Below are 23364 nucleotides of genomic sequence, written 5' to 3'. Positions count from 1 at the left end.
GAAAGCAGCGCGATGTTCGATAGCCACTTCAAAGGCGCCATACTGCGCGACGATGCATCCTACGCTCTCCAGGACCGGTCGCTATTCTCGATGCCAGAGTATAACCCGTTGACTCATTATATCGAACTGACGAGAAACAAATACTTCCACGCGCTGCTCACTCTTCGCCATCAGATTCGCGCGGTCTCTGATTACTACTTTGCGGCAATGCACGAAGGACGATGTGTGGATCTGTTCATGCTAACCCCCAGCATATCATCACCAATGGGAGCGGGGTCAGATTCAGAGGCAATTGCAATCAAGTTTGGTGAAATCGATTCCTACCTCGTTGATTCCTCGCAGTTCGGATTCGAACCGCTCATCTTGAACGGCATGTCGATGGTCTACTGCTACCTCCCATCTATGAGAGGCGAGGATGCGGACAGTAGGCACCTTAACCAATTCTTCCACTGTGAGGCAGAGATTCGTGGGAACATTGATCAATTGTTCCCGCTCGTCGAAGGTTACATAAAAGCACTATGTCGTGCACTGAATCTGATGGACAACATCGTCGAGAAGCTCAGTGCGAATCCCAGACAAACCAGGAATGCGATCAACTCCGTCGTTGCGGCGGAGTCCTTCCCTCGCGTTTCCTTCGATGAGGCGTTCGAACTCCTCCGGGAGCACGGTGGAGAGGGCGTTATCGAACTGGCCCCGCACCGCCGAACAATATTCGCCGCGGGAGAGATTCGCCTAGCTAGTCTCTTGAGGCAGGAGACACCCTTTTGGATCACCAACTATGACCGAGACCAAGTGCCGTTCTACCAAAAGCCTGATCGCCTGCAGCCGGACAAGGCGATAAACGCTGATCTCATCTTCCCCCCCCTCGCTGATGGATGTTTTGGTGGTGAGGTTGTGGGATGTGGCGAGCGCCAAGATAGCGCGGACGAGTTGATCGAATCGCTCGCGAGGCAACGCATATCTCCCAAAGCGTATGAATGGTACATCGATTTAAGACGGCTGCCCAACTATTCCACTACTTCCGGCTTCGGTCTCGGGATAGAGAGATTCCTGGCGTGGGCGCTTTGCAGAACGAACATCCGGGATGTCATTGCCTACCCAAGATTGAAGAACGTTATCACGTACCCCTAGTGGACAGTCCATTTCCGCGAATTGCAGTTATCGATGGTGTCAGATCTCAAGAGCAAGGGACGCAGCCACCGATACCGATCCAGTCTGTGCAGGCGGAAATTAGATCAAGATACGCATAGGAGCCGCGAACCCGCAGATTCTCGGTCGAAGGCCCCTGAAGAACTCACGCGTCGCACCAAACAACTCGGTTAGTTTCTCAGTGGAAGCATGATCGCAAGATTTTGAAGAACGCCCCTTGATCTGTTGGAAACTGCCAAACTTAACGTCAACGTCATGTCGATCCAAGGTGACGAGCTTGTCAAAAGCGATCCAAGCGATCATATTTGATCTTTCAGAGGTTCTCTTGCAGGGCCTGCTTGGAGTTCATGAGCAGCTCGGCAGTCGCATCGGCGTCTCTCCGAGCAGACTCGAATTGCAGATTCCCGAACTTAAAGCTCTTTTCGAAGGGCGGATCAGCGAGCACGAGTATTGGTCAGCACTGGTCGATAAGCACTGCTGGGCCATAACCTCAGAAGAGCTTCACGACCTCGTTCGCCAGGGATTTCGTGAAATCCCTGGCACGCGCGCGATAATTTCGGAACTTCGACGATCCGGCTATCGGATAGGCTTGCTCTCCGTCCATGCCCGAGAATGGATCAGCTATTGCGAAGATAGATTTTCATTTCGAGAATTATTTGACGAGGTTAGCTACTCTTTCGAAACGGGCACATGCAAACCCGCCGCCCAGTCTTTTGCAATGATCCTTGAGCGACTGAGATGCCGGCCTCAACAGGCCCTTTTCATTGACGACATGCCGGGAAATCTCGATGCAGCCTCAATGATTGGAATGCATACCCTTCAATTTTTCTCGGCGGCGCGGCTGCGACGTGACCTGCGCTTGTTCGGGATATCGCTCACGTCCAACAAGAACTCGCCATGACTAAGCGCGATGACATCAGGCATCTAGTTGAGCAGGAGAATTTGTTTTGGAGTGTTCAATTCCAAAAGGAAGTTGCAAGGGACAGAAAAGAACCAATCGACTTCTCGTCAGATTGGTGGCGGCTCTACTATAGAGAGATAACGGACCATATAGGACACATCCTCAGAGCCCGACCCGCCCCCTATGTCTTGGAAGCCGGAAGTGGATCCGGGAAAGCGTCTCTACTGTTATCACCGGATATGAGGCGGGTGTTGCTAGATATATCTCCGAGCGCGCTCCAATTCGCAAAATACCTCGCCGATAAGTTTGGATGCCAAAATGTTGATTTCATCCACGGTGACTTGTTTAAGCTACCTTTCGAGGAGCGGTCATTCGACCTAACATGGAATATTGGTGTTCTAGAACACTATCACGCTGGAGCAGCCCTGCAAATTCTGAAAGAGATGTGCCGAGTTACAGTTGACGGTGGCTATCTGGCCGTGGGAGTGCCGAACTTTGGATCATTTGCGATCCAAAAAGCTCGTGCGTTGCGATCCCCTATTCTGAACTTCGTTCCCGGTTATCGGTTAGGTACTGAGAGACCCTATGCTCCGTCGCAATTGGTCGAGTTGGTCAAAGCGGCATGCCATCTCGAAGGACGACCCGTTAGGAGTACAGAGATTCGCTATTTCGGGAATCCGCTGCCAATGGGATCACCTGCTTGGCTGTTGAGGTCGCTAGGACCTCTGGCCGAAAGGCGATGTCCTCATCGGAAATTTCTCGTCATTGCCATTTCGAGGCTATAGGTGCGGAGGAGCGATTGTTGTTGATCTGCTTCTTCTTATCCTCGGCCATTGGGCAAGGCGACGTTGCGGCGGCAGGCCGAGAGAACGGATCTGTCGCTGCGATGGGACCTCTATCTACCACATTGATCTTCTGACATTTATTGAAATTCTCGTTGATTTCACAAGACTTGGTTTCGTCGATCGTGAATTTGATTTTATCGCCGTTACTCCATACAGCGGCAGCTTCGCGGATCCGCAGCCGCGCATCGGCATCAATACCCTTGCTGCATACGATAAATTTGATTTCTCGGGGCTTTGCGAGATGGGCCCAGCTGGAGCCAGTTAGTTCAAACGCATCCGACGGACAGGCCGTGGCGCCGCTGGCAAGTGCTGCGATAAAAATCATCGCAATGTGATTCACATCTCTACTCATGTCGCGCTCCATGGAGATCATCTCCGCTTCGAGAGTAGAGCACCTGCATGCACTGCCGCTGAACGCGGCAGGTCAATCATGTCCGCGACCGTTAGCCGATGCTCTACTCGCGGGGTCGACGTTCTACTTCTTCTGCACTTTCGTCATCAGGTCGGTGCATTTGCTCGCACTCTTGTCGCTTCGCGCTTTGGCTTCCTTCGTACACGTATCGGCGCACTGGGCCACTTCCACGAGGCTCTCCAGCGCAACGCCAGTGGCACCGAGAATTGCGCCGCATGCGGCTCCAGGCAACAAACCTGCCGCACCGCCCGCCGCTCCCACCAACGCGCCCAAGGCTACCTTTGCACCGACAGGATCCAGTTTTTCCTTAATGCATTGCTTGCATTCGCCATCTGCGAAGGCGGGCGCGGATGAAAGAAGACTGCCGACGACGGCAACCGCGGCTACAAATCCGACTGCTCTGAACATCAATTGACCTCCGATTTTTTCAACCCCGTTAAATCCGTACTATCCTAACTCGTTGTAATTTCCCCCGTTCATCACCTACAACTTCAGCTCCTGCCGCTTCTGCTTCATCCAGTTCCACAATTCGCCGAGTTCCAGTTTGGCTGCAAAGCGAGGGCCTGTTTCGGCAAACAAGGTATCCTTGCTCGTCGCATACCGCGGCTCATCCGGGTAAGTCGCGGGCCGCATTCGTTCGACTTCTTCGGCGAACAGTGACCATACGACACCCTCTTCCGTGAGATGTTCCGGCGTCAGGCTAATGCTGAAACTCCATTCCAGACCGCCCGAAATCAACTCGGAGTGCGCTTCGACCGTGGTGAATATCGTCTCAGCGCCAGCTGCACCATCTTCGCCGGGAACGCGCCGCAACAGGCTGATCCGCATGAGCGGACGTTGCGCCGATGAGACCTCAGGGGCATTTTTGGAATCGCCGCGTTTCGAAGCAGGTCCTTTAACCGTTATGGTTAGGACCGAAAATTGGCTGCCTTCTTCAAATGAGGCGCTTGCCGTGCGCTCCGGCAGTAGCTGAATCCATTCGGTAATCGGCTCGGACGTGCGAAGCTTTCGCGGGGCGTGCGGCTGATATCGGACGAGGCCGACGCGAACGAAGGGGTAGGAAACGTCCAGCGGATCGATGTCGACATCGGCGTACCAAAGCTCTTGCTCCGGGTCGAAGCGCGCTTCGTGGGTGAGCAGTGCCACTGTCATGAACCCGCCGGCAGGCTCCGCCTCTCGCGATTCAGGCGAGTCGGGAGTGGCAGGAAGGGGCATCAGGACATTGGGAACGATCGCCCGGTCCGGCAGCAGCCGTTCAGGCGGCGAATCCCACACTTGATCGCCGGCCGTCCACAATGACTTGTAATTTTCGGGAGGCGCCGTATCCCAAACCTTTTTTGCGGCTACTGCATCGCCAAAATTCGACGGGGACAGCAGGGCGCCCTGAACGGGATTGCCGGGGCGGATCGGATCCGCTCCCCAGCGTGATACCCATGCTCCACCAGGACCGAGGTCGCTGTCCTGCAACTCGGCGATCGAGCTGCCGTCCGACGGGAGCAACCGAAGACTGATCGGGTCACGGCCAGCTGCAAGTGCGCGAATAACGTCCTGTTGAATATCTTCGGACTCGAGCGTGAAGAGATGCGGCGGCCATAGCACGATGCCGACCCGCTCGCCTTCACCCGAGCTGAACCACGGCCGCCGCATTCGCACGCGCACGCTCATTTTGCGGCTGGTCGCTACGGTCAGCTTCTGCTTTCCGGTCGTTTTGATGCTGGTCGTTTCGTAAATCCATCGGAAGGAAGGTATCATGCTCTGGGAAACGACGCGTCCCGGCCGGATGGTCGCCGGGAGCCACTGCCGTGCCACCCGCTTCGGCTGCTTTACGGGGTCGAGTTTCCTGATCGAGTCCGTCGTGGGCCTGGCCAGCCGCTCCGGAATTTCGTCGTATCGTGTCCGGAGCAAGCCGGTGTTCCTGGCGATCGCCGCCGCAAACAGGTTGATATGTCGAGCACGGCTGTCCGGGAAAGCGGAAGGACGTTGCACACGCAACGAGCTGTCCTCTTCGGATGCCTCCTGCCCGAGTCGATGCGCCTTTTCAGATCTGAGCGCCGCGCGCTGGGCATCGAGGAGATCCAGGCTATCTTTGTTCGGCGTGAAGCCCTCGATACGAAGCAGAGTCACGTTCTCGCTTTGTAGCGTCACGCGTCCGCTGGAGCTTGGCTTGAAGCCGAAAAGTGCGGCTGGATCGATGTCTTTGATGCCGTCTGGCTTCGGCCATAAGCCCCTTACGCGATCGTCGCGGCTGCGGCCCCGGTCAGGGTCGTCGAAACGCCCCCGGGCCGCAGCCGCGCCTGACGCATAAATTTCTATCGCGCCGCTCGACACCCCGTGAAGCTTCACCGTCCCCGCCAAGATCAATCCCATCGCGCTGGGAATCTGCGCGGAGAGTTCCCATGACTCCGGCTGATAGAGTGGCGGCGGATTCTTTGGATCCGCGGGAGGCTCAAGGAGCGTATTCAGCAGTTCATCATCCAGGCGCAGCAGCGGAAGCGGCTTTTGCGGCGGCTCAAAGAAAGGCTCCGCGAGCGGCAGGTCGACGACGTGGGCGGCCTCGATTTCAATCGGCGCTGCGATTTCGGGCAATGGTGTTTGCGCCATGAAGGTGTGGATCAGCTCGCCTATCGCCTCGATCAACGGCTGGGTCGGAGTCGAAAGACCGCCAACCGCTGGACCGCTCGGGTTTCCTTGCTTGACCTTCGGAAAATTCACGCCTTTGCATAGCGCCTTCATCCCCGCGACGCAGGCGTCATCCACCGCTTGCTGACTGTCGAGCGCGCTGGCGGACACGCAACCGCACGCCACGGACAACGCCGCGATGGCCTCGGTGCCTTCAAACATATGATTGAGGAAGCTCAGGTTCGGTAGACACCAGGCCCGGATCGTCGCCTCTTCGCCCGGCGCCAGACGCACCACGACATGCCGAACCGGTATCGCCGCCGACTGTTTCGACGGCGTCTCTGAAAAAATGCCCTTTGGTGTATAGGCAAGAGAGCGATAATCCGCCGTACCGTTTTCCCCGCCGCGGCCAAATGAAATAAGCGGCCCGCTGTCAAGATTGCCGCGTATGACGTCCAGCACAACAGGCATCGCATCAGGATAGCCAGTAGGGACCGGACCACTCGGTTCGGAGGAATAGACTTTGGCGACCAGTGCGCCGACCCTGATCGGACGTTTCTTGGACGCGCCTTTAACTCTGACTTCGATCACAATGGATGAGGTCGCAGGATCCGGGTAATACGGAAGTCGCTCGGACTCGTTCTTCCTGGATGCATCAAGTGGCCGGAACACGGCACTGCCGGAGGGATTGCCCGCGACCGCGCTCCACTCGATAGAAACGCTTCGCGAAGCCGGCTGGCCGTGGCGGCCCGCGCCGGTGGCCGTCGGTGCGACCGGAAAAACGACCGGCTCCAGCCCCTCTACCCGGTCTACGATTTCGCCCTCATCGGTCACCGTCCCCTCGCTGCGCACAACCGGCTTGTCGCGCTCCGGCTTGATCTTCGCTCCGGTCACGGACAACATCTGGAATGTCGGAAAGCCCCCCCAGGCCGCGTGATGATCAACGCCGACGAGGCCGCCCCGTGGTCGGTCGGCCACGTGAATCGGCCGCCATGCGACGCGCGCGGCTTTCCAAAACTCTCCTTTCTTGCCAACGGCTGGCGCAGGTACCAGTTCGACGCGGACAGCCTCGCCGGGCTCCGGCATTTCGTTCGTGTCGAGGCGATCTTCTGGATCCTCGTCGCGCAGCACGCGTGGCTCGAATAGCGTGATGTTCTTGTCGGTCGCCACCTTGCGAAAGGCGTCGTGCAATCCTGCGAAGTCGAGCGCTACGGGCGGGACCATCAGAACACGCCGAGAGATCGAGACGCCCGACGTCCCGGTATCCTCCGCCACATTTGCTGGCAACCCGAGCATCTTGCGGTTCTCCGGATCGCCGACGGTGCGCACGACCATTCGAAGCGCCTGTTCCGATCCAAAGTGATTGCGCAGCAACACGGTCTTTTTGCTGGTGCCGGGTTTGGAAATAATCTGGCCAAATACCCAATCGGGAGTAGCTATGTGTGGTGTATCGATGCGTTCGTGGCGACGGAAAGCACGGCCCGGCTTCTTCGCGGCGGGAAGCACGAGAGCGCCGTCATGGCTAAGCTCATAGTGGTTGAGCGCGCGCTCCAGCGGCATCGAAACGCCGCCCGCGAATACAGCGCGCATTCCAAAATGATAGCGCCAGCCGAAACGGAGCGGCGGTGGTGTAAATTCCTCCGCGTTGGGACCATCTGTGCGCTTCGGCAGATCTAGCGTCATGCCGATGCGAAGATCGCGATTGTCGAGGCGATGCTTTTCCTCGCCAGCGGACAGGCCCAGCGGATCTCCCCGCCAAGCGCCGATGATCTCCTCGGCAAATGCCGCCGCCTTCGATGAATTGAGCTCGCGGAGCGAGGCAGGTACCGTCAAAAGCCCGTCATCCGCGCGCAATCGCGACAAACGGTCAGCATACAGCTCGCTAATGGTTGTATCGAGCGGGCGGCTTCCTTGCCACACCTTCTCGTGCCCACCCCCCTCGTCGTTGAAGACGACGTTGCGTCGCATCAGCGTATGCCAATAACGCCGCGACTGCGCACCGTGAGGCCGTGATTTTACTCCGACGTCGAGTTTGTAACCGACGGTCAAGTCGGAAGCGTCAAGCAGAACGGGATCGTTTGCCTTCGCCTCATGCTGGCGTAAGGCGGCGCGATGTCGAGCAATTGCGTGATTTTGTCTCCAGCGGTCGGCAAGCGCGAGGCCACCGGTCCGTAACGTTGCACGCCGCTGATCCTGCATGTCGGCGATGATTTCCGGAGGGAGCGGCTCATTCGCCGCTTTGGCACGTTGCAAGATCGTTGTGCTCTGTGCCCGCATCTGCTCGAAATGAATATCCGCGGCGGTCGAGGTGATTGCGTCTAACGTCAGAATGTCAAAGCGCGGCTCGGTCGCGTTATTGCATTGCGCCGCCTGACCGAGATCGACCATGCAGTCGATCTGTTCGGAAATGGCTAGGGCCCGCAACTCCTTGTTCGCCGCTCGAGCGTCAATTTCCTCGCGCGTGCAAGGATAGAAGTGACCTTCGCTCGCTCCTGTCTGCCATCGCAGTTTCGCAGTAGACCATATCTCCGGCAACCGAGGGGACGCACCATGCAATTGCTGTATTTGCGCGCCAAGGAAAAGGTACCGCGCCGGGGCGGCCTTCGAACCCGATGCCGCGACGCGGCTGAGCGCGTCAAGATCGAAAGACTTCTCCTCCGGAAAGGGATGCGCCGCAGCCATCACCTTGTCGAGAACCTCGACAGGACATTCCAGGTCGACGACAAAACGAAATAACCGGGCGAGCGATGGATTGGCCTGCAGCGCGAAAAAGCGGCGCCGGGCAAACTCCCGGTTCGGCCCATCGTCGAGAGGTTTAATTTCGGTCCCCTCGGGTCCCGGCGTTCGCGATGCAAGGCGGTGACTTGCATGCGGCTCCTCGATCTTTGGCCCGGCGGGCTTTTCTTTCTGCCATTCCGCCGCGACCTGGAATGGGACGCGGCGACCGATATGGCAATTCGAACCGGTCAAGGCGGTGATTGCGGCCGCCGCCGAGGCCGCCGTCTGATAATCGAGCCGCGCCTTCGCCGCGGCATCTGCGCGGGCATCGCTGGTCCGGAGCGCTTTCCAAGCGTCTTCCTCTTCCAATACCTTTCGTACCGCCAGAGCCGCCCAGTCGCCACGTTGAAGGCCGGCGTCGGCCTGAGTTGCGCCTTGGGCAACTAGGCGGGCGATCGCGGCGTCGATATTGTTCAGGGCCTCCTTTGCCGCCGCCTTGCCCTGATCGCTAAGGCCAGCAAGTGCGGCCTCGATCTGCTCCGGGGTAGTCGCCAGCAGCAACGGCACGACGATGTCCCGTACACGCGTTGTCATGCTGTCCTGAGCAGGCGGACGCGTCTCGGCGGAAGATCCGGAAAGCCGCGCAAGTATCTGTTTGGCGCGCTCAAGCGACAGCTCTACGGCTACCTCGCTGCGCCCAGCGCCATGAATGTTTGGCGTTGGCCCAAGGGCCGTGTTGCGCAGCACCTGCTCCAGCGCTGCTTTACCGGTGCCCAATGCAGCCGTCAGACTGTTGATTTCCTGCGCAGACCCCATCACTTTTTGCCAATAAGCAGAAAGATCGCTGTCCGGGATCGGATGCGGACGGACCTTGAGCTGTAGCGTGGCCTTCGGCGTGGTTTTGATCTCCGAAGGATTCCCGGGTGTGGGTTTACGACGTCCACCGTCCGCACCAATGGGAACGACCTGCACCTGAACCGTCGAGCCGGGAGCCAGCAAGGCGCCGATTGCTGTCGGCCAATTCACAAGATCGATCGCTCCGGCATCGGCTGCCGTCGCTTTTACCGGCGTAAGCGCGAGCGTTAACCGGGCGAGTAGGACCGGCTTGTTGTCGGGGCTGCGGACCTGCCTGCCTCTCGCATCGAGTTGCGGTGCTATTCCGGCCGCGATGATCCGAGCCGCGACATCAACCGGCACAGAAGGCGGTTGCACAGCTGGCGGGGGTCCGGCAGTCGCCTGCGCAAAAATGGTCATGCTGCAAAACCGTCGAGATCGTCGGTGAAATAAGATTGATAACGGGTCCAGTGGGTCTGTTGTGACACCGCCAGGGCCTGAATGAGCGCGCCGTCATTGTTCACGCCGGCCCCAGACGATACAGCGCGGCCAATCGCTGCGTAGCGCACAGGCCCGGCCAATGAGCTGCTCTTGCTGCCGGAAAACCCCTTGCCTTCTTTTTTTTGCACACCGATCTTGAATTCGATATCCGCTATTCCAAGCGAGAAAGAATATGTGAAAACCGCAGAACCCTGCATCGATCCGCCGGGCTGCTGCGAGATGCGCACGACCAATGTCGCACTGACGCTGAAGCGGGTGATGTGCGCCTCTCCGCCGGCATAGAAGAAGCCATCTATCAGGGCACCTTGTTGCCCGCCCGGTTCGGGGCTTTCGACCTGGCTGACATATATACCAAGACAGATGCGACCCTTGCCTTCGAGCAGGCCGAACTTGAAGGCACCCCCGCCGCCGAATTCGAACGAAGCCTCGAAGCCGATGATCCGCTTGCTAGTGGAGAGCAGCCCAAGAAATCCGCCGCCGGTATATGGCAAGCACGAAATGAGGAATGGCTTGTCGCGGCGCCCGATCGAGGTGGTGAAGATCGCCTGGCGGCTATCAAATGGCAACCGGCAGGCAGCGTTCAGCGATACGTTTGCGAACGACAGGCTCCCGATCATGATCGTGCCAAGATCGAGGCCGTAACCCGCCTCGATACCCGGCGAGCCGCGCATCGGAATAACGTAGGGTCCGCTCCCTGACGGGTTCAGAAAACTTTCCAATGGCTTGATGAATTCAGCCTTCGGCCCGAGCTTGAAGTCGTTGTAGGCAAGCTTGAAATCCGAGCCCTTGCGGCTGTCATTGACGAAGCGGGCCCCGTTGAACATCAACGTAACCACGTCAAACAGGTTGATATCGAACGCTTCGACGGTGGCAGTTGCCGTGAACAGCGGTGGCGTCTGCGGCTCCAGCAGATCGTAAGACGCTCCCGCATCGATGATGAGGCGGCTGTCCGGCTTAGGCTGAAAGATCTTCCGGAACTCGACGAGTTTCGCGCTGATGCCGTAGCTCAGGGAGACCTTGGATGGAATCATCTCCTTCAGCTTGCCCTCGATGCGCCGCCGGGCACCATCGAGATCCACCAGGCGGGGGAGATCGCCGCTCAGCACGCGCTCGGCGGCGTCCTTGAGTTGGCGGCCAAATACCACGGCTGACGCAAAGCCTGTCCGCCAGTCGTTGAACAGCGCAACGAGGTTCGCTACGTCAACCGCAGCAGGCACGTTGCCGCCGGAGAGAAGCGCAGCAAGCTGCTTAAGTTCGACCGCCTCGGCTGTGAGATAGTCATCGCGCGGCTTGGGCGGATTTCCCTTCCCCGGTCGTGCCTTCTCGGGCCGCGCCACCAAAAGGAGCCGCTGCACACCCGCCAGTGTCAAGTTGCTGATGTCCCCGAGCAAGTCCCCTTCGGGGACCGGATCGCCTGAAGCACCACGCCCCAGGTCATCGTAAATCTCATTGCGCTTCTTTTCCAATGCATCTTGCGCGACCGCAAGCGCAGCCACCACCGGTCGAAGCACCGTCTTGAGGATGACGATGGATTCGTCACGGTAGACTTCCCCGACGACCAATCCCTTTGCCGCCGTCCGCAGCAAGACTTGCTCACCTTGCCGGACAAGATCATCCATGACCTTCGTCAGAATATCCAATGTCGGCGTGATGGCCGGCCGGAGCCTCGCGAAGTAACTTTGCGCCGCGGTGACGCCGGCGCCGACGACCTCGTTGGCCAGATTGTTCAAGACAATGCGCGTCGCATCTTCTGATTTCTTCAAATCACCTGCCGTGGCTGTGATCGCCTTGACGTTGTCTCTCAGCGCGCCAGCGATCGCCCCGGCCCGACCCGGGCCTATCGCCCCAGCAAGGGCCGTTTCGAGATCGTCGATAGCAGCACCGGTCAGGGGAAGCGCGCGCGGTGTCGGTGGGGCAGCAGGCCCCGGCGGACCACCGGGCGCAGCGGTCGGAGCGCCAGGCGCAGCCGGTGGAGCGCCGGGAGGAGCGGGTGGCGCCACGAAAGTAACGGTCTTGATTGACGTGATATCACGCGCCAGTTCGCTCACCGCAACCGCGGCAGAGGCGGCCCTCTGAGCGCTCTCGACAAGACTGCGCAGCGCATTGTTCCGCTGCGTGGCCTCGCCAGGCAATTCGCCGGCTCTCGGCTTCAGCGCGTCCGCCCACACCGAGAATTTTGTTGTCGCATCGCCGACCGCCTTGGAAATCCTGTCAGCTGCGTCGAGAGCGGTATCGATCACCGCGCGTTGCGGAGCCGCGAGAGCGGCCATCGCGTCAAGCGGCAGAGTGACGACCGCGCCGGGGTCGATCGCCGTGCAGGCTTGTATCGATAGTGAGGTTGCCGCCTGCGCCCGAAATACTTCAGCGGCCTGTGTCAGGGAATCGAGTGCAGCCTGCACCTTTCCGAATTCGGACCAGAGCAAGTCGCGAAAACCTGCAATCTCCGACGCAACCGGCTTTGCGGCATTGCCAAGGACCTCTTCCTCATATGTTCCAACACGGGTGACGACCAAATCGAGCGCTGCTTTCAATGGCAACGTGCCGTTACGAAAAGACTGAGGTACTGCGGACGCGGGGATGGTTTCTTTGAGCAGCGCCACAATGACATTGACCGCCTGTCCGCACAGGGCTTTGGCTCCGTCGACCGCGTTTTCAATGAAAGGCTGGACGAATTTCGACGCGGCGACCCCGAGGTCGTTCAGATCCTGGATGAGGCGATTGACCTGAAGCTTACCCTCTCTCACCGATTTCGAGACCTTCGCGGCAGTGGCGAGCACCGCCGACAAGGTCGGCAACACTTCCGCATAGAGAAGTCCCTTGATGCGCTCCCCGGCCTTCAGCTTTCCGGCATTCCATGCTTGCTGCGCGGCGGTCAGCCCATCCGCGAGTTCGTTTTTCGCATTGGCCCTAGCATCGGCAATGGCGCTGTCGATCTGTCTGTTGAGCTCCTCTTCAAGCGCGCCGGCAAAGTCGTCATACGTGCCGTTAGCCAGCGCATTTAGCCAGGCGCCATCTTTCTTGACCGCGCGTTCGAATGCGGCATCGATAGCCCGGTCGATGGAAATCGACACTGAATCGCCGGCGCTCGCAACGGCATGCGCGCCCGGCAAGGCGAATACGATGCGCCGCCACGCAACGAAGGCAGGTTCGGAGAGCAACCGCTCGACTTGCTTGCGGAATTCGGTTTCCAGCGCCGCGAGCTGTTTCTTCAGGTCCTCTCCGATTTGGCCGAGCACCGATTCTGCGAGCCCGATCAGGTCCGCTATCCTAGTATTGAAGGCGTCGCGCAGCGCGGCGCGCACCGGTGCCACCGGATCGGCCGCAATGCGCTCGATGGCCCGCAGGAAGCGGCGGCCGGCAGCATAGATTCCGGAAAAATGCTTCAGCAGATCCGCGAGGTCCCGGATTGCGGAGCTCGCGGCGATTGCGCCGTCGAGCGCCGATTGCAAATCAGAGTAAGCGCGGCCGACATCAGGGTACAGGCGCTGCATTCGCTCGACAGCATTGGTTTCGTTGAACTGCTTGCCCGCCTTGGAAACTGCGCTATCGAACTCGCGCGCCAGTGTCGTCAGTGCTTCGCGCAAGGGGATCAGCAGCGCATCGCGCACCTTGGCAATCGCGGCCCCGACGTCCTGCTCGGCTCCCTGTGCATCATTGATCAGCGACGACGCGTACCGTGTCACCTCCTTGAATTCGGGCGTCTGCGACAGTCCTTCGGAAATGAATTGCAGTGCCTCCGTGAAGGTAAGGATACCGAGCAGCTTAGCTTCGGGGTCAAAGAAATTCTTTACGTTCGGCCTGTCGAAGCCCGTTGAGGCTGCTGGTAACGGGGGCGTTTGGCCGGGCTGCTCGGCATTTGTCCGAACCTGCGGTTCAGTTGTTACGTCCTGCGCTCCCACAGGTCCGCGCGAGCGCGACAATCCAACAAGCCGGGTATTGGGCCGTGCTGCGCCGCCGGTGCGGTCACCCGATGATCCCGGGCTCAGCAACACCACCTTCTCAAAATCCAGATAGATGTCGGTCTTGGCCGCAAATTCTCTCTTGTTGTTGATCGGAGAATCGGCGGGCAGCCGCGCAGGAACGGTGTCCAGCCTTTCATCTGGCGGAAATCCGAACGCCTGGTATTCCGGGTCGAAGCGCACCGCGATCGGCTCTGTAGCCGAACCGACCATGCGGTCCACTTGCGCAATGCGAATCTTTCCTTGCCGCATCACGGGATAGAACGGCGGCTGATCCGCGCCTTGCTGCAGCGAGCCGAAATCATAAGAAGTGTTGTCAAAGGTGAATTTTCGATCCGCGCTGACGTCCGGAATTGCGACTTCGCGTCCCTCGGCGGCCACGATCCATTGCAACGTTTCGAAAGTGGTGCCATCAGGCTCCTTTTCCGCGGCATAGCGACGTTTGGCGCCGTGATGTTGCATAACGCAGCGCCCATCGATCGTTCTGGCGTTGCCGTTATCGTCGACCGCGTCCGTAAGACGGTTGTAATAGGCGGTCAGCGCCTTCATGGTGGGCTCGTCGTTGGCAGCGGCGTTGTCGACGAAAATCAGGGGCATACGTACGCGGGCACCGCGCCGATCAATTTGCAGCTCGAATTGAACCTCGCCGCCAGATCTCCTGCGGACCCGAGGCCAGAAAACCAGACCGGGCAACACCCGCCCTGTCTTTTCGTCATGAAGAAAAAGGCGACCGTTAGGTGTTTCAGGATTCGGCGGCGTCACCGAATCCAACGCGTCGGTGGGATCTACAAGGTCCGGGGTAACCTTAGTTACGATTTCGAGGTACTCGGCAGGCCAACGGCGGCCGCGGTTCGGCTGGCCGATCGCCGGGTATTTCTTTTCCGGCAGGCCGACCCGAAGGAACATCCGCTGCACGAGGAAGGCAACGGGGTAGCGCTCTTTGGGAAAGTCCGGATGAGCAAGGAAACGCCGCTCGGTAAGCTTGACCAGCGAGGCGCGATGGCCCAGCGGGTAGAGGAAACCCTTGTAGACGACCTCGACTTTGGTATCGCGCCCGAGAATGGCGCTGTGGCGCCAGCGTTCGATCGACAATGCGTCGAACAGATTCACTCCCCTCGGCGCATTGGGCCCGCGAACTTTCGCGGAGGCCGGTGGGACGAAGTTGGTTTCGGCTTCGAACGAACCGCCCAGTGCAGTCAGTGTCAATTCCGACGCATCAATCGACTTCGGCTTGTAGATTGCGGACCAATCCGCCGGATCTTTTGTTCCAGGGGGAGGATCGGTGGCTCCGGGATCGAGCACCTCCGGCATGGCGTCGCGCAACCGGAAGCCTGGCGGCGGGATTATCTGGCTGCCATCGGTCAGACTGCCATCCTTGTTGCGCCGGCCCCGCGCCGGGAGGCCATGCAGAGACGTGAGCGCGACCAATTCGTGGCGATCATACGCGTCAAGACTGGTCCGAAATCTCTCGATGCTGTTGGGATCTTCAGGATTCCCATCCTCATCTTTTCCAAAAGGATGCGCGGAGGTGACGCTCCGCGACATCGCCCACGGCGCCCACGGGCCGCGCGGTGGCCCACCGATCTCCGGATCAAGCAGCGCCTCCGAGCGAAAATCCGGCGACCAAATCGCGCGCAGACTGGAACTGCCGGGGGCTTCGTCGAGCCGCGCGAACCAGAGCGGAACGGGTAGATCGGCAGAAGGCGTCAGTTTCAAATCTTCGGGAAGCTTCAGCGGGGTTCGCCACAATGCATCCTGGGCCGGCGACAGCATCAGCCGGAACGGCATCTCGATCGCGGTTTCATGCCAGCGCGGCGCATCGCGAGCCGAAGCGGCGATCTCGGCCAGACGCTGCGCACCCTTGACCAAGCCTGACCGCGCCAACGCAGGCTTGCAAGTATCGTCGCGGCCCTCGTCCTTACGAATTGACCAAGCGTCCCCACGAGTCAGCCCCTGATAGAGCAGCTTCTCGGCTTCATCCCGGGTCTCGTTGCGTCCCCAACGTCTGGCGGCCCGGCCATTGGGCCTGGAATTGAGCGGATCGGACGCCGGACTCCAGCCGGCGAGCGGCTCAAACACCTTTTCCGCGCGACGAACAACGGCGAGGTCAAAGGATCCCCAATTGGTCAGCGCCTGCAGCGTGAACCGGAATGCTCCCGCCGGCCGGCCGGTTTCAGCATCGGGGCGCCCGCCCTCGAAATCATCCGCGACAACACGGAATGCGAGGCGAGATCGGCCTGATACCCGCGCTTCCGCGGGAACAACGAACTTTTCCTTGTCGTCAGTTTCATTGGCGGCATCGAATGCCCGGACTATTCTCACGATGTCTTCCACCGCGGACTTTTTTGACTCCTCCGGGACCGGGAGGGCTTCGACAAACGCCGTGTAGTTTGCACGCCCGGCATAGGACGACGGCTGCGTGGGGCTGCGTTTCGTTTGATAGAATTCCCGAAACGCCTTGTAGTCAAAATCGAAGCGATCCTTGCGCTCCTCGCGCTTGTTCACGAAAGCATCGCCCGGCTGCAACTTGGCAGCAGCGATTGGGTCAAACGGCTGCGCGCCTTTATTGTCCTTCCATACTTCCTCGGTCTGCCCCTGCGGCAACTCGATTTCCGGCAACGATCGCAGCTTGTAGGTGCGCCCGGTCGCGTCGTTGGGAGCAGCTTCTGCCTCGGCGAATTCGATATCCCGGCCGACCTTACGTGCGATCCGGGCCGCTTCGGGATCGAGCAAGGCTGGCCCAAGATAGATCTTCTGATCTTTTGGCAGCGTGAGGTCTTTTGCAGCTTCCGCAAACTTCTGGGCAAAGTTCTTGAAGGCCGGATCGGTCACACGAGTCTGGATTTGCCCACGCAGTTCCGCGCGCTTGCTTTCGCCAGCTGTGCGCAATTGATCGGCTTCTTCATCCGTGAGCACGTCCCTCGGAAGCAGAGGAAGCGTCGGCTCCGCGATGAACTGTCGGAAGAAGGCCCGTTCAGCGATGTGTTGCGGCGGGAATTCCACCACCATCAACGGTCGCGGATCTTGTCCCGCATCGTACCGCGACGGCGTGCTGTTATTGAACGGCAAATCCTTGCAATCAGCAGCGACAGCCGGCTTTGAGACTGGGGGGCGGTGCGCGACAAACGCAGCCAGCCGCCGGTCCGGCACGACCCACCAGCGACCATCCGTCCCGACGCCGTCGCGCTCAAGAATGAGGTCCTGGAATCTGTAACCCAGATCCAGCAGATCGCGAGGTCGCTTCACCTTCAGGCTTGCGCGGCTGAGGGAGATCCGCACCGGAGGGCCGGCGTCGGGCAACGCGCCAATGTGCACGATGGCTTCGGCTTGCGCTGGATCTGTCAGCGGCGGGGGCGGTCCGCTCCAATTATTCGAGAGGGGCACGCCGGCAAGACGAAACAGGCACTCGACCTCATTGAAAGTGAGTGCACTAAACACGTCTGAGCCGTCGTCCAGGCCGATTGCGGCCGATTCCAGCGCCAGCGGCGCAGCGAAATGCGTCAGCCGACGATCCTTCTGGCCCACACCGCCGATCATGATCGGCGGCACCCGCACCTTTATGCCTGGACGGCGTGCGTAGGGGGGCAATGGCGCCACAACAAACGGGCCGAAGCGGGTCTGGAGTTCGCAGCCGGCTTTGGCAGGCTCTAGTGCCGCGGTAAACTGCACCGTCCCATTCGTTGCCCGAACACGCCAAAGCGTTCCGTTCAGCGATTCAAACCGGGTTGCCCGCACATTCTTGCCCTTGCGCTGCACGGTCAATTTCATACCGGCGGAGAGAGCGAACACGGGCCGCCCGTCCCCGGAATTGCGCCACGCAGCGACAGCCGAGACACCGATACTCGTGTCGAATTCGAGGAATGTGTCGACCTCCGGCGCCGCACCCAGAGTGAATTTGTCGCCAAATCGGACAGGCTGGGCAATCGCGTAAAGCACGCGCGGCAATTTGGATGGGCCCTCCGCGGCGGTGTTGTTGCCAACATTCCCGGCGCCAGTCTTGGAGGCGGCCTGCTCAATAGCGGCCTCTCCGGCGATGGATGAAGCGTCGGGAGCAGGCGGTGCACCGGCTCCTTCAAACAGAGACCGCACATCCCCTTGCCGGTCTTTCAGATTGAAAACGTTCGACGATTTCCCTGGCAATCCGGTTTGAGACGTCAACATCCCAAAACGCAGGTCGGAAAAGCCGATGCGTGCACCTTCCTCACCAAGCCCCGTAAACTTTCCTTTCTTCGCGCTCAGCAACCAGTGGCCGTCGCGATGAAACGCCAGACTGATCCCCTCGGCCTCGTTCAACCCCAACGTCTCGCCAAACAAGGCCTTCGACAAGGCAGCGGACTGTGCGGCGTCAAGCGATCCTTCGATCGCCGTCGTCCCTTCACCAAGCAGCAGGCCCGGAAGATCAGCGGTCGAGAGCGTTATCGCCTTCAGTCCCGACTTGACGATGTGAAATGCCAGCGACGGAGACGGCCTCTTGCCGTCTTGCCCAACCGGCTTCCAAATTACCTCAATCCGAAGCTGGAAGGCAAAGCTCCCGGGAAACCCGGCGTTGGCAATTGAAGCGAACCAACCGTCAGCCGTTCTTTTGCGTACGAAACGTCCAACACCTCCAGGCGCGTCCTGATCGCCAAACGTGGAAGCCGACAGTCTAATGCGCCCATACTTGGCGGGCTTGCCGTCTTCGTTCTCGCCCGGTTCTCTGGCATACGTGATGAGCAGCGCCCGCCGCGAGGAATCCTCGTAGTCTACCGCAATGTTGGGAAATAGTTCTGTTGCCGACAGCGGGCTTGCGAGCGCACTCGCCGCCGCTCCAATCAAGACATCACGTCTGGAGAGAGAAAAGCCGGTTGGTTCCGAGTGTGCCGTTAGGCTTTCGTGGAGAGCCCTTGAGCTATCGTGTCCCCGATCTGCCACCACTCCCTCAAATCGCACTATTCTTGAAATCGATTGAAAAACTAAAAAATGATTGAAACAGGAATCAATTCAACCAGCAAGCGAAAATTATTCGCTGCGTCATTTCGTCAACCAGCGGTAGGATATCAAGCTCAGGAGCTGCCGGTCTGACAGACACTGGAAAACGTGCTCGCGTAGGTCGCACATCCGATCCTCTTTCGCTGTCGGGACGTTTTCTGCGATAAACGGGACAAGCGTCCTATTCTGGGTACTACTTCCAGTCATGCCGCCTGAAGCTTATACTAACCTCGTTCGTCTGCATCGAAACTAGCAAGGGACAAACGATATCAAACGTAAGCGTTCTGAAACACTAGCTCGACCGAAACTGGCCTCCACCGACCCTCTATCCCCGGATAGTTGTTCCGGGGCATTATGTCGTGTTGCGACAGCCCTGACTGAACGAGGCATCAGACGTTCGCCGATCAGGCATGATGACATAGGCCAGCCAGCGGCCTACGAGCTAGATGCCTCTCCCGGATTGTCGTGCTTGCATCGGTCATTCCTGCACCGGTCATTCTGCACCCGTCGGCGCGTCCGACGCTCGATTACGGCGTGAGAGCAGTAAGAAATGCGATTCAAATGGGCCGCGACGCCGCCAGACGCCTCACGTCCGATGAAGGAACGACGTATGGCGGGTAAATCAAACTGACAATGTATTTGCCATTTGCTTATGAGTCGGCCAGCTCATCCAGGTGCCGGGGCGCTTTTTCAAGATCGCGGTTTGGGCCCGATGAAGAAGGCCTGCGATCGCTCGGCATAATTACGGATCAACGGCCGGTTTTCGGTCCCTGCCCGAAAGCGCTCTTCGGTTCGGAGTCGATCGACCTGACCGGCGTTTCGGAAGCGTATCAGGACAAAGACGAGCTCGGGCGCGTGGACGACTTCTTGACATCGATTAAAGACCGAGGCGCTGACCGGGCTTCATTGTGGCACGGCGGTACGGAAAGACGATATCCGGAGCAGTCAGTAAGAACGCGTCCGGAGCGTCTCGAGGATGTTCCGCTGATGCCATCGCCTGCCCGCGGTCGGTCACGCAAGTGGAAGCGGTAGAAGATTATTCGGTGCGGGGTGCAGCGCCGGGAGGGCTGACAGCTGGAGCCGGCGTATTCTTTGCATTCACGTTTCGATCGTAACTTATGGCGAGCGCAATGCGATCGAGCAACGACAGCACCGCATCGGTGGCGAACCCGGCCACGAGCGACAACAGCAACGGCGAGGCCGCCAAGCCTGCGGCCGGCGTCCCTGTCACGTTCACGTAGCCGATGATCAAGCCGAGGATCGCCCCCAGAAAAACGCGCAGAATATATCCGGTTACAATCGGCAGATTTCCCATCTTTTCGGGCGAAGTTACGATGTCGCGGATGGCAAACGTTAGAGCGCCAAGCATTCCGAAGAGAATGGGAAGCATGTACGAATTCGCCAGAACATTAAAATGATCCAGCACGGCGCGAACCGTTTGAATGCGCTCGCAGGGATCATCGTCTGTTGAGACGGCCCCCGGGGCTAGATTGACCGACCGTTTGGGACAGTCCTTTAAGCTCAGCGTCGAGGGCATGAAGGCACCAGGCACCGCGCCTATACTCGCAAGCCTCTTTCCGGCATCGCAGACAGCGGAAAAATAGCGGTTGGCTTCGTCACGGTAGTCGGAGAGCCTCTTGACCCACACGTCCACCCGAACCGCCGATGCCCGGCCTTCCGGCTTCGCCACCGAGACCGGGATTGCCGGCATCCGCGAGAAGCAGCGTATTTTCTTGAACCTTTGCCGGATCGGATAGGATCGCGATCAGAACGCCGCCGTTGCCCGCATTTCCGCCCTGCCCGCCCGATCCCGCGGCGCCTCCTTTTCCACCCGGTTGGCCATTGCCAGGCCCTCGTCTGCAATCGAACGCTGATTGGCTGGCAGGGTTGCCGTATCCGCCGGCACCGCCGCGCCCGCCTTCCCCGCCTGGGCCACCCTTCGCACCCGATTGGCCTGACAGATTGGTCACCAATCGGCCCTTGATTGACCCGGCGATAAGAATGACGGCCGGCGCGTGCTTGCCGTTGGCACCTGGCCCGCCTGGCTGGCCAGCCCCGCCATCTGCGCCGGGCCGGCCTTCACGTGAGCCACGATCGTCTCCGGGCTGACCCCGCTCACCCGGTCGGCCTTCCGGCACATTCGGCCAGCGTACAACTACCTGGGGGCGTCCCCTGCTCGTCTCGGTCTCGATCGACAATTCCTTAATCGCCAAAACGACAGGCAACTCGGCACGCACGGTTGCTCCGTCGATGACCAGGACGCCGCCCTCCTTGAAAACAACACGCTTGGCGTAGAGGGCCGAACCCGGGAGCGTAAGCTCCGTCTCGATAATGAGCTCTTCAATCGGCGCGCGCGGCAGAACGGACTGAACCTGAAGGCTCAGGAAATTGCGATCGGTAGGAGACATTTCCTGAGAACCTGCGGCCGACGCAAAAAGCATCACCGTAATGACGCAGGAAACAATTGTTCGCGAAATTCGGCGACTCAACTTCCAGCTCCGCCCCGTCAGAAAGCAAATGCGCAGATTTAAAAGTAGCCTCTCGCTCTTATCACACCCTAACCGAGTATTCCAGCCGCACACACTTTGATTCCTGTCACGACGGTAGGTCGTGCTGGCGGCGTAGTATAGGATCAGCCATATGCCGGGACGCCGTTCGCTGAAAATACGCCTGGAGAAGTAGGCGGAAATCGTAATCGACGGCGGCCTCTGATTTGGTTGGCGACCTGTTGGCGCAGGACCTCCCGGCCGATGACCAGATGATCGACGTCAGCGAACGGCGCGGCGTCGCAGCGATCGCTGCAATCGACTGCTTCACAAGCTCGCCCCGCCCCACCAGTCCCAATAGACGGGCTTAAAAAGAATGGCCTACTCCGCTAAGGACACCTAAACTAGCGATCTCAAAGGATATGGCCGACGTGCTCGGACCGAAGCAGAGGGCGTCGCTCCGGCTTTGACATTCGCTCCCAAGCTCCTGCAAGAAGCGACACAGTCCGACTGATAAGGTTTGCGACCAAAGCTTATCAGTGGTCAGAGTGGCCCCGCCTGACCAACTTGAAACCGATGGATCCATCTGTGGAGGTATCGCTCCGCCACGAGTCAACTGACCATTTTGCCCTCGTGAACACGGTGCTATCAACAAGCACCGCTCCCCGCCATCTTACACAGGAGCTCCTTCGTAAGGCCTATCCCTGAAGATGTCCAATTCGGTCCAAAAATTTCGGCGACGCTCGCCGCATTCGGAGGCGGGGCACTCGTCACGGCACACTTACGTTGGGATCTGCAGCCCGGACGGCACCGACAAGCTTGGCGGGGTCGACGCCTTTCGCCTTCGCCCACTCGGACAGGTTTGCGGGACGATAGGCCGGGTCGGCCCGCCAACGATCGAACACCGAGCCGTCGATGGTCTCGTTGATCCGCGACGTCGTCGCCTGCGTCCCCTCGTCTGGAGCGAGGCCGATCGGCCGATAGAACGCTCGCGAGACGAAGCGGTAGAGCCCGTACGCGAACTCGCGATAGGAGTCCGTCACGGGCGGCGCGACCTGCGAACTGTCGATCTCGACCTGGTCGAAGACGAGCCCGAGCGCGGCGGCCTTGTCCATTAGCCACTTCAGAGGACGTTGGGCCAGCGGATCGCTGGCGTACCCACCGCCGACGTTCGCGTGCGCGCCGACGAACCAGCGCTGCTCGACCCTCTCGATCGGTCGATCGGCCGGCCCCTCATGGCCCGTTCTAACGGTCTTGGTCCAGAAGGTCGGTTCGAAATCCTTCCGATGCTCATCCAGTGCCAGCGCGTGGAAGGCGTTCTCGTTATCGAGACGCAGATGCGTGTCGAGAAACCGGTACCTGTGGACCTTGGCTGCCATGCTCCACACCGGAAGCCCGAGAGAGCCGACGGTGTCCCAGACGCCGACGAATTTGACCTTCGTCGGGTGGGAGTATTTCAACAACCACTGCTCTTCGATCGACGGATTCTTGGGAAGACCGTCTGCAATCAGCGTCCTGATCGTCGTCGCGCTGTAGAGGCGATACCGCGCATAGAGCTGCTCGATCGAGAGGGGCGCACCCAATTTCAGGACCCCGCATTTGCAGATCAGGCCGGACAAGCTCCGCGCCGTGTAGGCGCCGCGGCTGAAGCCGAAGATGAAAATCTCGTCGCCATAGTCGAAATTCTGGATGAGCCAAGTGTAGGCCTCGATGATTTCGTCGTCGATTCCCCATCCCGTGATGCCACCGCGGGCGACCTCGCCGCGCCGGGTTCCGACGCCTTGGCTGTAGTACACGCGTTGATCGGCAATCTCTGGCGTCAACGACTTCAGACGCCAGACATTGGTGTTGTTGTTCAGCGTATTCCAAGTGCCGTCCAGAAAGATCGTGAGACGTTTCATTTTCGCTTTCCTAATCAACTGCTGGGGCCAACGTGAGAAGGCAACCAAAGAGCTTGGCGCACCTCGGAGGA

10 protein-coding genes are annotated in these 23364 nt (G+C 59.5%); 3 read left to right on the top strand and 7 right to left on the bottom strand.

The genetic code is table 11. The annotated features are described in order from the left end of the window. The first annotated feature begins 12 nt into the window (after positions 1-12). From ACKWRH_RS10810 to ACKWRH_RS10800, 3 genes are all read left to right on the top strand, one after another. Entirely contained in the window at positions 13-1131 is a 1119-nt protein-coding gene (locus ACKWRH_RS10810) for an amino acid--tRNA ligase-related protein (protein ID WP_445220502.1), read from the top strand. Positions 1132-1426: 295 nt separating this feature from the next. After that, positions 1427-2050: an HAD family hydrolase gene (locus ACKWRH_RS10805; RefSeq protein ID WP_445220501.1), complete on the top strand. Its 624-nt coding sequence runs from the start codon at positions 1427-1429 to the stop codon at positions 2048-2050. Next, a complete protein-coding gene (locus tag ACKWRH_RS10800; RefSeq protein WP_445220500.1) occupies positions 2047-2835 on the top strand; it encodes a class I SAM-dependent methyltransferase in 789 nt (262 codons plus the stop codon). Before ACKWRH_RS10805 ends, ACKWRH_RS10800 begins: the two co-directional genes overlap by 4 nt. Here ACKWRH_RS10800 and ACKWRH_RS10795 read toward each other — a convergent pair. The 7 genes from ACKWRH_RS10795 to ACKWRH_RS10765 all read right to left on the bottom strand — a co-directional run bounded on the left by ACKWRH_RS10795 (position 2813) and on the right by ACKWRH_RS10765 (position 23293). Then, positions 2813-3259: a hypothetical protein gene (locus ACKWRH_RS10795; RefSeq protein WP_445220499.1), complete on the bottom strand. Its 447-nt coding sequence runs from the start codon at positions 3257-3259 to the stop codon at positions 2813-2815. The genes ACKWRH_RS10800 and ACKWRH_RS10795 overlap by 23 nt on opposite strands. Before the next feature lie 111 nt (positions 3260-3370). After that, the gene (locus tag ACKWRH_RS10790; protein ID WP_445220498.1) at positions 3371-3715 is read right to left on the bottom strand and encodes a hypothetical protein; all 345 of its coding nucleotides are present in this window, start codon (positions 3713-3715) and stop codon (positions 3371-3373) included. Positions 3716-3790: 75 nt separating this feature from the next. Continuing rightward, positions 3791-9898 carry a hypothetical protein gene (locus ACKWRH_RS10785; protein WP_445220497.1) on the bottom strand — a complete coding sequence of 2036 codons (6108 nt, stop codon included), beginning with the start codon at positions 9896-9898 and terminating at the stop codon, positions 3791-3793. Continuing rightward, positions 9895-18753 carry a hypothetical protein gene (locus ACKWRH_RS10780; RefSeq protein ID WP_445220496.1) on the bottom strand — a complete coding sequence of 2953 codons (8859 nt, stop codon included), beginning with the start codon at positions 18751-18753 and terminating at the stop codon, positions 9895-9897. The genes ACKWRH_RS10785 and ACKWRH_RS10780 overlap by 4 nt, the downstream gene beginning before the upstream one ends. 1189 nt (positions 18754-19942) lie before the next feature. Further along, positions 19943-20560: a hypothetical protein gene (locus ACKWRH_RS10775; RefSeq protein WP_445220495.1), complete on the bottom strand. Its 618-nt coding sequence runs from the start codon at positions 20558-20560 to the stop codon at positions 19943-19945. Then, positions 20523-21395 (bottom strand): hypothetical protein, encoded by an 873-nt coding sequence (locus tag ACKWRH_RS10770; RefSeq protein ID WP_445220494.1) that lies wholly within the window; start codon positions 21393-21395, stop codon positions 20523-20525. The genes ACKWRH_RS10775 and ACKWRH_RS10770 overlap by 38 nt, the downstream gene beginning before the upstream one ends. Positions 21396-22162: 767 nt before the next feature. After that, a complete protein-coding gene (locus tag ACKWRH_RS10765) occupies positions 22163-23293 on the bottom strand; it encodes a DUF2235 domain-containing protein (protein ID WP_445220493.1) in 1131 nt (376 codons plus the stop codon). Positions 23294-23364: the final 71 nt, after the last annotated feature.

Source organism: Bradyrhizobium sp. Pa8 (assembly GCF_052588265.1).
The sequence above is the reverse complement of the archived record's forward strand: the minus strand, read 5'-3'. Positions and strand labels throughout refer to the sequence as shown.